The 13,725-nt window shown below is 66.1% G+C and carries 6 protein-coding genes; all 6 read left to right on the top strand.

The annotated features are described in order from the left end of the window. Window positions 1–29: 29 nt before the first annotated feature. On the top strand, window positions 30–1,175 hold the full coding sequence (locus E3T39_RS09140) for a serine/threonine-protein kinase (protein ID WP_134514604.1): 1,146 nt from the start codon (window positions 30–32) through the stop codon (window positions 1,173–1,175). Beyond that, entirely contained in the window at window positions 1,175–7,159 is a 5,985-nt protein-coding gene (locus E3T39_RS09145) for an Ig-like domain-containing protein (RefSeq protein ID WP_134514606.1), read from the top strand. Before E3T39_RS09140 ends, E3T39_RS09145 begins: the two co-directional genes overlap by 1 nt. A gap of 30 nt (window positions 7,160–7,189) precedes the next feature. Continuing rightward, window positions 7,190–8,155 (top strand): AAA family ATPase, encoded by a 966-nt coding sequence (locus tag E3T39_RS09150; protein WP_134514608.1) that lies wholly within the window; start codon window positions 7,190–7,192, stop codon window positions 8,153–8,155. 125 nt (window positions 8,156–8,280) lie between these two features. Then, window positions 8,281–9,540 carry a DUF58 domain-containing protein gene (locus E3T39_RS09155; protein ID WP_241979637.1) on the top strand — a complete coding sequence of 420 codons (1,260 nt, stop codon included), beginning with the start codon at window positions 8,281–8,283 and terminating at the stop codon, window positions 9,538–9,540. Continuing rightward, complete coding sequence (locus tag E3T39_RS09160; RefSeq protein ID WP_134514612.1) at window positions 9,537–12,152, top strand: transglutaminase domain-containing protein; 2,616 nt, start codon at window positions 9,537–9,539, stop codon at window positions 12,150–12,152. Before E3T39_RS09155 ends, E3T39_RS09160 begins: the two co-directional genes overlap by 4 nt. Further along, on the top strand, window positions 12,153–13,724 hold the full coding sequence (locus tag E3T39_RS16590) for a DUF5684 domain-containing protein (RefSeq protein ID WP_134514614.1): 1,572 nt from the start codon (window positions 12,153–12,155) through the stop codon (window positions 13,722–13,724). The last annotated feature ends 1 nt before the right edge of the window (window position 13,725 follow it).

Genomic DNA, 13,725 nt, shown 5'->3' on the forward strand with positions numbered 1-13,725 from the left:
CCACAGGAACAATGCAGGTCGGGGGAACGATGGGTAGGCGTCTTCCTTCTGCTCCGCCCGTTTTGTCGGGCTACACCTACGTGCGTCCCCTCGGTACCGGCGGATTTGCCGACGTTTTTCTGTTCGAACAGAATATGCCCCGCCGTTCCGTCGCGGTCAAAGTGCTGCTGCAGGACATCGTCGACGACGACGTGCTGCGCTCGTTCAACGCCGAAGCCGATGTTATGGCGCGGCTCAGTTCGCATCCGTCCATTCTCACCGTGTATAACGCCAGCATCTCTGCCGATGGCCGCCCGTATCTGGTCATGGAATTCTGCCCCGGCTCTTATTCCGCTCGAGAACGCGCGGAACCGCTTCCCGTAACGACCGTGCTGAGCGTTGCCGTGCGCATCGCCTGTGCTCTCGAAACAGCGCATCGCTCCAAGGTGCTGCACCGCGACATCAAGCCATCCAACATTCTCACGACCACCTTCGGCGGCCCCGTGCTCGGTGACTTCGGCATCGCCGCCTCCCTGGCCGGCGGCGCTCGCGACGAACTGTTCGCCATGTCGCTGCCCTGGAGCGCACCCGAGGTCGTCGACGAACGCACCACCGGCACGGTAGCGACCGAGGTCTGGTCATTCGGCGCCACCATCTACTCGCTTCTCGCCGACAGGGCACCGTTCGAACTGCCCGCGGGTTCCAACGCGTCGCGCGTGCAGCTGAAACAGCGCATTGGCCGCGCGAAATACACCAGCATCGGGCGAGCGGATGTTCCCGCCTCCCTCGAGAGTGCCCTCGCCCGCATGATGAGTCGCGACCCCGCGGCCCGCCAGGCGAGCATGCTCGAATGCGCCCACGACCTGCAGCGGGTGGAACGCGACCTCGGACTGCCACTCACCGCGCTGGAGGTGGCCGACGAAGCGTGGGCAACCGCTGGTGCCCCGGTGGACTTTGACAACCACGAATCGCGTGGCGCCGTCATCTCCGACGTCATAATTCCCACCCTGCGGCCTGGCGCGAGGCGCAGCACTCGCCGACCGACGTCCCAGACCCGCGAGGGCACCCTGCCGGGCGATCACGACACCGGGCGCACCCGATTCACCCCGCTCACACTGAGCCTGCTCCTGTCCAGCGCTGTCGTCGTCGGGATCGGCGCCACCGTGGGCGTGCTCGTGATCACCGGGGTGATCTGATGGCCGGCAAACGCGCTCGCCGCCGCCTGCCAGTGCTCTCCAAGGCTCGCCTCGGCGTGATCCGCATTGCCGCGGTCGCCGCGATCGGCGCGTTGCTGGCCACGGTGGCGATCGTCGTCGATGGTTTCGATGTCAAGCAGACGCCGGTGAACGCGAGTTCAATCTGGGCATTGCAGAGCGGCGACGGCAACCGATACGCCCGCGTCAACACCGACCTGGGCGAACTGGACACCGTAAAAACAGTGCCAGCCCCCAGCGAACTGGTGCAAACCGATTCCACCGTGCTGCTCTACGCGCAGAACAACGAAAAAGTGGTCGACGTGAGCCTCGCGGCACCGATCAACCTCGGCGACGACGCGGGCGACTACGGCAGCACACCGGCCGGAACCCGCACCATCGTGTCGTCGAGTTCCTGGGTCGGCTACCTCACGAGCACGGGAACGGTCTTCGCCGGCGCTGTCGGCGCTGTGGAAGCGCCCCGAGCAGTGAACCCCTACGCCGACGACGAGGTCACCCCGGGCGAGACTCCACGCGCGTACCGCTCCGATGCCATCGCGATCACGCCTGACGGGGTGCTCTACAGCTACTCCAGCGCGGCCGACAGCATGCTGCGCTATTCCATCGTCGACGACAAAATTCTCGGCGTGGACGATGTCACCGACGGTCCGGCCGAACCCGGAAGCCAGCTGAGCATCGTTGGTGACAGCTGGGCGTTGCTCAGCGTGGCCGGTGACGAACTTTGGCTGGCAGGTCAAAACGCACCGATCGAGACCAATCTGAGCGAACTGGCCGTGCTGCAACGACCGAGCAGCACCGCCGACGACGTGCTCATCGCCGACCAGACCGGCCTCGTCGCCTTTGCGCTTACCGACGGCGCCCGTACCGAACTGGTCGGCAACTCCGAAGCGGTACTCGGCGCCCCCGCCGCTCCGACCCCTTTCAAAGGGGAACGCTACGCTGCCTGGCTGCCCGCTTCCGGAGCCGGCGGCACTCTGTTTAGCGAGCGCGGCGGCGAATCCGTACTCAGCTACGGCGCTCTCGCTCCGAACGGCGACGCCGCGCCCGCGTTTCGCGCCAACGAGTCACTCCTGATTCTCAACGACACCCAGAGCGGATGGGTGTGGACCGTACCTGACGGCGCATTGGTCGCGAGTTCCCAGGACTGGACCCTGGCCGCCGCCGAAGAGCCCCAGCGCCAGGACGACGTGGAGGAAGCCTCCGAGGTCGTCGAACCGAAGGCCCCCGTGGCCGTGCCGGATTCCTTCGGCGTGCGCGTCGACCAGCTCGTTCCGCTGCCGGCGTTGCTCAACGACCACGACGCCAACGACGACGTGCTCAGCGTCGTGCCGGCCTCGGTCACCGGCCTCGATCCCTCATGGGGCACCGTCACCGTCACGGATCAGAACCAGGCACTCGCCGTGCAGGTAACCCCCGGCGCCAGCGGCTCGGCGACCTTCAACTACGCCATCACCGACGGTTCCCGAACCGGCGGCCTCGATTCGCCGTCGACCACGGTCACGCTTACCGTGCACGGCGACGACGTGAACACTGCGCCGGTCTGGTGCGGCACCGACGGTTGCCTGCAGGACTGGCCGAGCCCCGAGGTGCAACCGGGCGGAACCGTGACCGTGCCGGTGCTGCCCGGCTGGGTCGATCCCGACGGTGATCCCATTTTTGTCGCATCCGCTGTAAACACCACTGACATCGGCTCGGTCAGTGTGACGCCGGCCGGCGTGCTCGTCTACAAGCACCCGAACGCGGCCGAACAGACCGCGCAGTCGGCCACGATTCTGGTGCGCGTCTCTGACATTCACGGCGCTTCGACCGAGAAGGTACTCACCATCGTGGTCACGCCGACGCCGCGACTCACGGTCGAACCCTTCGCGCTGCTTGCCTCGGTGAACGAGCGGCTCACGGTGAACCCGGCCGAGTACATCTCGGGAGCCGCCGGACTGTACCGCATCACGTCGGCGACGACCCCGTCGAGCGCGGAGGGGTCGACGGTGAGCATTGCCGCGAACGGCACCGCCATCGACTTCGCCGCGACCACGATCGGCAACTACACGGTCAGCCTCACCATCGCCGACGACGTGGCCGAGGTCGTGTCGCTCGTGCGCATTTCGGTGGTGTCAGCGGATGCCCAGGCTCTCACGACCTCCCCGGTGTCGGTTTTCGTGCGGCCCAAGGCCGACACCAGTGTTGACGTCTTCACCGCCGTCTCCAACCCGGCCGGACGAGTGCTGTTGCTCGGCGAAGCCATTCCCGAGACCGTATTCGGCGCCTCGCTCAGCGTCGACGTCGTCGGGCAGAATATTTTGCGGTTGCGCGGCTCCACCGCCGACGAACGGCCGGGCAAGCTCGGCACCGTGCGCTACACCGTGTCGGACGGCACCGAAAACCCGCTCTACACCGTGCGCGGCGAGGCCACCGTCTACCTGCTTCCGGCATCCGTTCCGCAGACTCCGATCGCCATAAACGACAGCGTCTCGGTGCGGGTCGGCGCCCAGATCGACATTCCGGTGCTCAACAACGATGTGGCGCCCGACGGCAACATCGTGATGCTCAACGCCGAGTCCGTGCAGAACCGCAGTGAACGCGGCCTCGCCTTCGCGGCTGGCGCGGAACTGCGCTACCTCGCCCCCGAGGAGCCGGGCAGCTACGAGCTCGCCTACAGCGTGTACACCGCTGGCGCTCCCGAACTCATCGACTCGGCCGTGGTCTCGGTAGAGGTGCTTGCCAACGGCGAGAACACTGCGCCCCAGCCGCACACCCTCTACGGTCGGGTGCTGTCTGGCGAGACCATCGAGATTCCCTTTGACAGCTTCGGTACCGACCCCGACGGCGATACCGTTGTGCTCGATCGGGTGCTCACCCAGCCGGCCCGTGGCACGGCCTCGCTCAATGCCACCGGCGACGCCATCGTCTACTCCAGCCCCCGCGACTATCACGGTGCCATCGAATTTCAGTACCGCGTGCGCGACACCGCCGGGTCCACGGGCATCGCACTGGCGCGCATCGGCGTGCTCGACCAGCGCTCCAACCCCAGCCCGATCACCTTCAGCGACTACGTCGAGGTGCAGGCCGGCCCCGACAACCAGGTCGTCGTTTTTCCCGCCGCCAACGATATCGAACCCGGCGGTGGCAGCCTGACCCTGAGTGCGGTCACCCCCGACGCGGCGGTCGGCACCGATGAGTACGACGCACTGGCGCAGCGCATCGACTCCGTCACCGACGAGCAGGTGGTCTTCACGGCCGGCGACGAGCCGGGCCTGCTCACCTTCGTATATTCGGTGACCAACGCCAACAACGACGTCGGCCAGGGCCTCATCGTGGTCAAGGTTGTGCGTACCTCGGTGCCCGACTATCCGGTCGTGATCGATACGACCCTGACCGTCGACGAACGAGACGGATTCCCGAAGGGCATCGACGTGGTCACCGACAAGGTGTCCTGGAACTCTGGAGATGTTTCCGACCTCACCCTGACCCTGTGGGGTAACCGCCCGGGCCTCGACGTGTCCGGCTGGAAGATCAGCGGCGACGTTCCCGACGAGGGCCTGCTCGCACCGTTCGCCCTAACCGGAATGAACTTTCAGGGTATCGAGGTGACCACCTATGGGTTCCTCCGCATTCCGGCCAAGGATGCGATCATCATCGCGCTCAAAAAAGGAAATGTCGACCAAAACGTGCGGGAAGACGCCTCCGTCAGCTTTGATCTGAAGAACCTCGTATCCATTCCCGCTGACTCCACGCTGGAACTGCAGCGCACCGGCATCCGTTCGTCAGGGGAACGTGGCAACGCGGCGTGCACGTTCGACTCCGGCACGACGGTCACCTACACGGCCGGTTCCGACGCGCCGTGGACTGACTCCTGCACGGTGCCGGCACGCATCGACGGGCAGGAGGACTACACGCAGTTGGTTGTGCCGATCGTGGTCGAGCCGCTCGATCCTCAGCCGGAACTGCGGCCGGCGGCGCTCACCGCAAGCCCCGGTTCTGAAGCCATTCGTTACGACCTCAGCCACATGGTCGAGTGGCAGGGCAAGGGCGACGTGCCCGCACTGACCTTTGCGATCGACTACTCATCTGACCAGTTCACCGTGTCGCAGGACGGATCGATTCTTACGATTGGTGTTGCTGACAACGCCGTAGCCGGCCGCGAGGTAGCGGTCACGGTGAGCCTGTCGAGCCACCGCGAGGCGATTCCGGCGGCGCTTGCGCTCAAGGTGGGCCCGGCTCCGAGCGAACTGCCCAAGGGCGGCACCGTGGCGACGACCTGCACCCAATCGTCGGGATCGAGCTGCTCGATCGCGGTCGTTGGCACCGCCGGTGAGGTCAATCTCTACCGCGGTACTCCACTCGAACTGGTCTCCGTCACCGCGCCGAGCACCTGCGTTGGCGTGTCGTTCGCGGTAGAGAACTCCAAGAACGTTCGGGCCACCTGGTCGGGCGACACCGCTGGCGGGGTGTGCGAGGCAAGTTTTGTGGTGCGCGACGCCCAGGGCAAGCTCAGCGCCGGAAGCCGTAACGGGTCTATCACGGTGGACCTGCAGGGCTACCCGAAGGCACCGAACGCCGTGGCCCAGATCGCCTATGACGACCGGGCAATCACGCTCTCGGTCAGCCCGGGCGGTGCCAACGCGGCCTACCCGGCCCTGGAAGGCTTCAATCTCTACCGCAACGGTGCTTCGGTGGCCCGATGCGACACTTCGGGTAACTGCGGCGTGATTCGAACCACCGACAACGGTGACAAGGCGCTCTACGAGGCCAAAGCCGTCAACTCGGTCGGTGAATCCCGCAGCGCCGTCAGCGTGACTGCCTGGTCCTACGACACTCCGGACATGGGCACGCTCACGGCCGAGCCCGAGTACGACTCGGTCGTGACGTCGGCGACGGTTGGTGCGGTCACCGTGACGATCGAGAACACCGACGATTCCACGAACCGATACCGAATCGGCGATGCGGTCATCGATGCCGCCGCCGGGCCGAAGACGGTACACAAGCTGGCGCTCGGCGTGGGTGCGCAGACCGTAACCGTCACCCCCCTCAGCAGTTTCGAGCAGCCGGCCGGCAGTGGACCAACCGAGGAGTCGAAGAGTCAAGCCGTGCTCGTCGCCGGGTTGCCCGGGATCGCTTCGCCCGGATCATTGTCGGCTGATGACGCTTCAATTACAGTCTCGGGCACCGATTTCAACGAGAATTCCAGTGCCATCACCGAAGAGTGGCTGTATCTGGCCTCTCTGGGGGACTATGCCGACTGCACCCTTACAGGCGATGGAGACGGGGTCTTCTCGCTCGCCACGAACCAGTCGAAGACGCAGACGATCTCAGGCTTGACGAAACACGAGAAGTATTATGTGACGGTCTGCTACTCCAACGGCTACGGCATGGCCACCGCGCAGTTTGAGCCGACCACAACCTGGGTGAAACCGGCGGTCCCGGGCGATAACGCGTACAAATACGCTGTGTCTGGGCCAACAGACGGCCAGTACCGGATTGACGAGCCGACGGGTACCGCATCATCGGATGCCGACTTTATGACTGTCTTCGACGGCATGGACGCGATCGTTGATGGCGTCGACCCGGCCATCTTCGTGAAGTACTGCGCGATCAAGGACCCGAGCAAGTGCAGCGATTCGTCGCCGGTCGGCGCAGCCAAGACCGACCGCGCGTGGCAGGTTCAGTATTCGATACTGGGCGCTACAGAGGGATGCGTCCCTGGATCGGAAATCGCGTTTGCGTACACCAGCACGCTGTCCGGCACAGCCGTGGTCACAGTCACCGGTGCGGACTACCTGGTGCCAGACCCGAATAATTCCAACCAACCGATCTGGACCTATGCGGCGGGGTCGAAGGTGCCCACCAATGCCATAAAGATGAAAAACGTTCGCTGGAGCCTGGCCTGGACGGCCGGCAAGGTCATCGGCCTAGGAACGATATCCGACATCAGCGACTCCGCCGAGATCACCTGCGGCCCCACTTCTTAACAATCTCGCCCCACTGAAAGAGCTCCCCACATGACAATCACCACGGAACAGGCAGACTGGTTCACCGCGACCTTCACGATGATGGTCGACAACGTTGAACAGGTCGTTCTCGGCAAGCGCCACGTGATCGAACTTGCCTTCACCGCGATGGTCAGCGAGGGCCACCTGCTGCTCGAGGACTACCCGGGCACCGGTAAGACCTCGCTCGCCCGAGCCATGTCGCAGACCGTGCAGGGCGTCTCGACCCGAATTCAGTTCACCCCCGACCTGCTGCCCGGCGACGTGACCGGCATCACCGTCTACGACCAGAAGACCGGCGAGTTCGAGTTTCACAGCGGACCCATCTTCGCCAACGTCGTGCTCGCCGACGAGATCAACCGGGCCAGCCCGAAGACCCAGTCGGCGCTGCTCGAAGCGATGGAAGAGGGCAACGTCACCATCGACGGCGTCACCCGCTCCACCGGGGTGCCGTTCCTCGTCATCGCCACCCAGAATCCGATCGAGCAGGCCGGTACCTACCGGCTCCCAGAAGCCCAGCTCGACCGGTTCATGATGAAGGCCTCGCTCGGCTATCCCGACCTCGCCTCGACCATTCGCATTCTCGAGGGCACCGCTGACGTGCGCCACGAACTCGCCCCCGTCATCACCCCCCAGGCGCTCGTGAGCATGAGCGACATTGCACGCTCAGTGTTCGTGAACCCGCTCGTCTACGACTACATCGGCCGCCTGGTCGAGGCCACCCGCGACGCCCGCCAGGTGCGCATGGGCGTCAGCGTGCGCGGCGCCCGTGCTCTCACCAAGGCGGCCAAAACCTGGGCCGTTGCCCACGGCCGCACCTTCGTCACCCCCGACGACGTCAAGGCTCTCGCGGACCAGGTGTTGGCGCACCGGATGGTGCTCGATCCAGAGGCCGAGTTTGACGGCGTCACCGCGAGCGCCGTCATCGGCCAGATTCTGCTCGACGTGGTGCCGCCCAGTCGGAGCGACCTGGCGTGAGCTTTCACACCGAATCGCGTCGCGCACTTACATCGACGCAGTCGCGCACTTCCACCCGGACCAGGTCTGCCACGCATACCCGGTACAGCACCACGCGCACGAACAAGTCAACGACGTTGACCCTCGTGGGCGCTGTCGTGCTCTGGATGCGCGTGTCGCGAACGGTGCGAAACGGTGTGAAGGCATCCGTCGAATGGGTCGGCGAAACGGTGACGCCAGCCGGCTGGGTGGTGGTCACGGCCGCGATCGTGCTGCTGCCGCTCGGCCTGGTCTTCGGCTGGACCGAACTGATCGTGACCGGCTGTGTTGCCGTCGCCCTCATTCTCATCTCCTTGCCTTTCCTAGCCGGCGGCCGCGCCTACAGCGTCGACTTCACGCTGCCGGTTGACCGGGTCGTCGCCGGTTCCGAGGTACTCGGCACCCTCACCGTGACCAACGTCTCTAAACGGCTCGAGTTGCCGGGGCGCGTCGACGTTCCCATTGGCAAAGGGCTGGCGGATGTCTACGTGCCGCTGTTGCGCGCCGGCCAGGTCCACGAAGAGCACGTTCGCGTGCCCGCCTACCGCCGCGGCGTCATCGACGTGGGCCCGGTTACGACCGTGCGCAGCGACCCGCTCGGCGTGCTCGGCCGCGAAGTTGCCTGGGCCGACGTTAACCGCCTGTTCGTGCACCCGGTGACCGTGTCGATCCCGAGTACCAGCGCCGGCTTCGTGCGGGACCTCGAGGGCAACCCCACGAGCGATATTGTCGACTCCGACATCTCTTTTCACGCCATTCGCGAGTATGCACCCGGCGACGGGCAGCGGCACATCCACTGGAAATCGACCGCGAAGACCGGCAAACTCATGGTTCGCCAGTTCGAAGAAAGCCGACGCTCACGCCTGGCCATCGTGCTAAGCCTCAACGCCTCCGAATACGCCTCCGAGGACGAGTTCGAGATGGCGGTCAGTGCTGCTGGCTCGCTCGGCGTGCGCGCCATTCGCGACGGGCGGGACCTGGCCGTCGTGGCGAGCGAGGAAATCCCCGATATCGTGCGCAGCAGCATCCGTTCTGTGCGCAGCCTGAGCGTCGTGTCAACACGCACCCTGCTCGATGACCTCACCGCGATCGAAACCAGTGGGCACGCGATGCATGTCGAAGACGTCTGCGTGCTCGCCGCGCAGGTGGTGCCCGATATTTCCATCGCGTTCGTGGTCTGCGGCTCCGCCATGACTGCACGGCGTCTACAAGCCCTCACCCTCAAATTCGCCGGCAACGTGCAGGTCGTCGCTGTGCTGTGCAACCCCAACGCACAGCCGAGCTTTCGCGACCTGGCCGGCACGAGCGTGCTGACCATCGGCGTGCTCGACGACTTTCGCTCCCTGCTGAGCCGAAGAGCCGCATGAGCACGCCCGTCGTAGTTCCCCCAGCTGGCCACCCCGCTGCCGTGCCGACGACCCGTCCGCGTCGTGGGCGGGTCGTACGCCACCGTGCCCACGTGATCAACGGTGTGTTCATCGTGGCGATGATGCTCGTTGCGGTGTGGGCGGCCTGGCCGATCTACCAGGACACCAGCTACCTGATCATGGCGGCCGGAGCGATTCTCACCGGGGCGGCCCTCGCCTGGCTCGGTGCCCGACGCGGTTGGTCGTGGTTCACCGTGCTGCTCACCGTGCTTGGCGCCTACCTTGTGCTCGGAGTCCCGCTCGCGGTGCCGACCGCCCTCACGGGTATTGACGGCGTGCTCGGTGGGCTGCTCGACCTGGTGACTGCGACGGTGTTCAGTTGGAAAGAGCTCGTCACGATTCAACTGCCGGTCGGCTCGTATCAGTCATTGCTCGCCCCGGCCTTTCTGCTGTTTCTCGGCGGCACCACGGTCGCGCTCTCGCTGGCGTGGCGCGGCGGTCGGCTCGTGGCCCTCGCCGTGCCGCTGATCTTAGGCGTGCAACTGTTCGGCCTGGTCTTCGGCTCGAGCGCCGTGAGCGTTCCGTTGACGGTGGTCGGGGTGAACGTGCTGGCTCCGCGCGAAAGCCTGATCGGCCTGGCCGCTCTGCTGCTCGCCTTCGGCTTTCTGGCCTGGCGCACCCACCTGGCCCGAAGCGTGGCGCTCGACCTGGCTGCCCGCACGACCGGGGTACGGCGTACTCCTGGCGGTCTCGGCGGTCGCGTCCGTCGGGCCATTCTTGCCGGAGGGGTGCTCGTGCTCGCCATCGGCGTCACCCTTGGCGGACTCTCGGTCGTCGCGGCGACGCCGACCCGTGAGGTGCTGCGTAGCAGCATCGACCCTGCCGTCGATCTGCGCGAGTACGTCAGCCCGCTCAGCCAATACCGCAGCTACTTCAGTGCCGAGCAATACGACACCGAGCTGTTCACGGTAACCGGCACCGCGGTTGACGACGGCACAGACTCGCGCGTACGCCTCGCCGTGCTCAGCTATTACGACGGTGAAGTCTTTCGGGTCGTGAACCCGGCCGACGGCGAGACCGACCAGACGACGGCCTTTGCTCGGGTGCCGCACTCGCGCGGCGCAAGCGCCGAGGGCGATACGACCCGCTTCGACATTGCGGGGTACTCCGGTGTCTGGATGCCGGGGGCCGGCTCGCTGTCGAGCATCCGCTTTGCCGGTGATCGGGCTGCTGACCTGAGCGACGGTTTCTTCTACAACGCGGGTACGGCATCCGGAATTCAACTCAAAGCCCTCGACAGCGGTGACCGATACACGATTGTCTCCGAGCAGCCAGCGGATGCGACGGACCTGGCCGGTCTCGCCCGCCCGGCCAGCAGCACGATCGATGAAACGCTCATTCCGCAGAGCCTGGTCGACTGGGTCGATGCCCAGGCAATCACGCGTGATGGCGCCGGTTTGGCCGAACTGGTCACCCGTCTGCGTGCACGCGGCTACCTCAGCCACTCGTTGACCCTGCCTGCGGCAGCCTCATGGACCGCCGACCTCGGCGACTACCAGTTCTCGCCGAGCCTGTCCGGGCACTCGGTCGCCCGCATCGACGCGCTCTTCACCGCGCTGCTCGAGAAGCAGAACAGCACGACTGCCACCGAGAACTCCCAGCTCGTGGCCGGAATTGGCGATGACGAACAGTTCGCCGTGGCTACCGCCCTGCTCGCCCGTCACCTCGGATTTGAGTCTCGGGTGGTGCTGGGATTCACCCTTGGAGCGGCCGATGTTGCTGATTCGGGCACACCCGGCGATTGCCTCGCGGGTCTCTGTTCGGGGCAAAACCTTGCGGCCTGGGTCGAGGTCGGCAGCGGCGACAGCACCTGGGTCACCGTTGATGCGACCCCGCAATTTCAGAACCCGCTCTCACCCATCGACGACACGACGCGCGACCCGCAGTACAACACCGAGGTCATCGCTGAGGGAGCCACCGAGCAGCGCGCGCCAGAAGCCAACCCCACCAGCGGCGAAGATCAGCAGGAACAGGATCCGCTCACCGGCCCCGATTTGGCCTGGCTGTTCGCGGCCCTCAAGATTGGCGGCATCAGCCTGGCCACACTGCTCGCCATCAGCACGCCGTTCCTGGTCATTCTCGGCGCCAAACTCAAACGCCGCCGTGACCGAGCGCGGGCTACCGACGTGTCGGCGCGGTTTGCCGGCGGCTGGGACGAATACATCGACGCCGCCGTCGACCGCGGCCTGGCTGATCAGGGAAGCATGACCCGGGTCGAGACCGCCTCGCACTACCAATCGGTCGGTGGCGCACGCCTCGCGACGCTGGCCGACCGGGCCGTCTTCGGCGAAACATCGCCGCTGGCATCCGAGAGCGATGCCTTCTGGGCGCTCGTCACGGCCGAACGTGCCGGCCTCGCTGCGAGCGGAACCCGGCGGCAACGCCTGCGCGCTGCCATCTCCCTGCGCTCTTTTTCTCGGTTGGCGGATGCCCGCCGACTTTTCACTGTTCGCCGACGCACGTCTCGTTACGACGTCACAACCGTGCGCCCAAACCGGCGCGACACCAGCAGAATGGGGGAGCGGCCGCCCGTCAGCGGCCGCGAAGCATAAATGGATGAATCATCTGGAGCGATGATCGCGATAGTCGCGGTCACCGTGCTGCTCAGTCTCGGCGTGTACGTCTTCTCGTCGATCGGTCTCGGTAAAGTCTTTGTGAAGCTCGGAGAACAGGCCTGGAAGGGCTGGGTGCCGATCGTCAACAGCATCACCCTGTTTGAACTCGGCCGCTATTCGGCCCTGTGGGTAGTCGGCCTCTTTATCCCCGTCGCGAACGTAGTGGCCGTCGTCGTGCTCGTAATGGCGGTCAACAACGTAAACCGGCGCCTCGGTCACGGCGGCGGCTCCACCCTGCTCTACGTGGTCGCCACTCCCATCTGGGCTGGCGTGCTCGGGTTCGGAAAGTCCGTCGACTCCGGCTGGATGCCCGGGATCCCCGCGACCGGGTACGTTCCGTTTGCCCCGGTGACGCCGCTATCGATGACGCCGGCACCGCCAGCACCGCCGGCTGCTCCCGCACCGGCTGGCCAACAGGTGCTTACACCGATGCCTCCTGCGCCACCCGTGCCACCCTTGCCGCCTGCACCGCCGGAGGTGCCCGCTCAGCTTGCCGTTGCGCTACTTCCCCCGGCACCACCGGCAGCGTTTCTCGCGCCCGCAGCGCCCACCCCGCCCGCACCTCCGGTTCCGCACGCTCTGCCCACCGGTCCGCCGCCGTTTTACGTCAGCGCGCCTCCGGCCCCGCCGGCACCAACCCCTGCTCCGCCGGTCGTCTCTGCCCCGCCCGCCCCGCCTGCTCCGCCGGTCGTCTCTGCCCCGCCCGCCCCGCCTACGCCGCCGGTAGTCTCTGCCCCGCCTGCGCCTCCGGTCTTCGCCGCGCCGCCCGCCCCGCCTGCGCCTCCGGTCGTCCCCGCACAGGTCGCCGCACCGGTGAATCCATGGGCACCGCCGGCGCCGGTCGTTCAGGCGGGATCCGCGCCATTCGCTGCTGCGCCCCGCGAGAAACTGGCCGCCGAACTCCCGATTGCCTTGCCCGGTGAGCTCGCCGCTGCTGCCGCGGAGATCGCTGCCAGGGCAGTCCCCGCAGTAGTCCCCGCGGCACTTCCCGCAGCGGTCCCGACACCGGTCCCCCCAGCGGTTCCGGTCGCGGTTGCCGCGCACGTCTCTGCTGTTGTACCCCTCGCAGCGCGCGCAGCGTACGCCAGCGAGGCAGCCGAGGACGCATCCGAAAACGCATCCGAAGGCACAGCCGAAGACGACGACCTCGACGAGACCATGATCGTGGTGCGTCGCATGAAGCCGTGGACGCTCGAAACCGAACACGGGCTGAAAGTCTCGCTCACCAAGCCGGTAGTGCTGCTCGGCCGCAACCCGGCGCGAGGCGGGGCGCACTCAGCTGCACAGTTGGTTCCACTGCATGACCCCGGCAAGACGGTGTCGAAGACCCACGCCCGCCTGGATTTTGTCGATGGAGCGTGGGGCATCAGCGACCTGCACTCGACCAACGGTGTCGTGCTCATCGACGGCGGAGGCCTGGAGAATGAGCTCGATGCGGGTGCGAGTGCGCCCCTGACCGATCGGTTCCTGCTGGGGGAGCTCGCGGCGCGCATCTATCTGGAGGCCTGAG

Source organism: Cryobacterium suzukii, from assembly GCF_004403185.1.
GTDB lineage: Bacteria > Actinomycetota > Actinomycetes > Actinomycetales > Microbacteriaceae > Cryobacterium > Cryobacterium suzukii.

Coding starts and splice junctions, on each gene's coding strand:
- E3T39_RS09145 (WP_134514606.1), top strand. CDS start 1,175: ATGGCCGGCAAACGCGCTCGCCGCCGCCTGCCAGTGCTCTCCAAGGCT.
- E3T39_RS09140 (WP_134514604.1), top strand. CDS start 30: ATGGGTAGGCGTCTTCCTTCTGCTCCGCCCGTTTTGTCGGGCTACACC.
- E3T39_RS16590 (WP_134514614.1), top strand. CDS start 12,153: ATGGATGAATCATCTGGAGCGATGATCGCGATAGTCGCGGTCACCGTG.
- E3T39_RS09160 (WP_134514612.1), top strand. CDS start 9,537: ATGAGCACGCCCGTCGTAGTTCCCCCAGCTGGCCACCCCGCTGCCGTG.
- E3T39_RS09150 (WP_134514608.1), top strand. CDS start 7,190: ATGACAATCACCACGGAACAGGCAGACTGGTTCACCGCGACCTTCACG.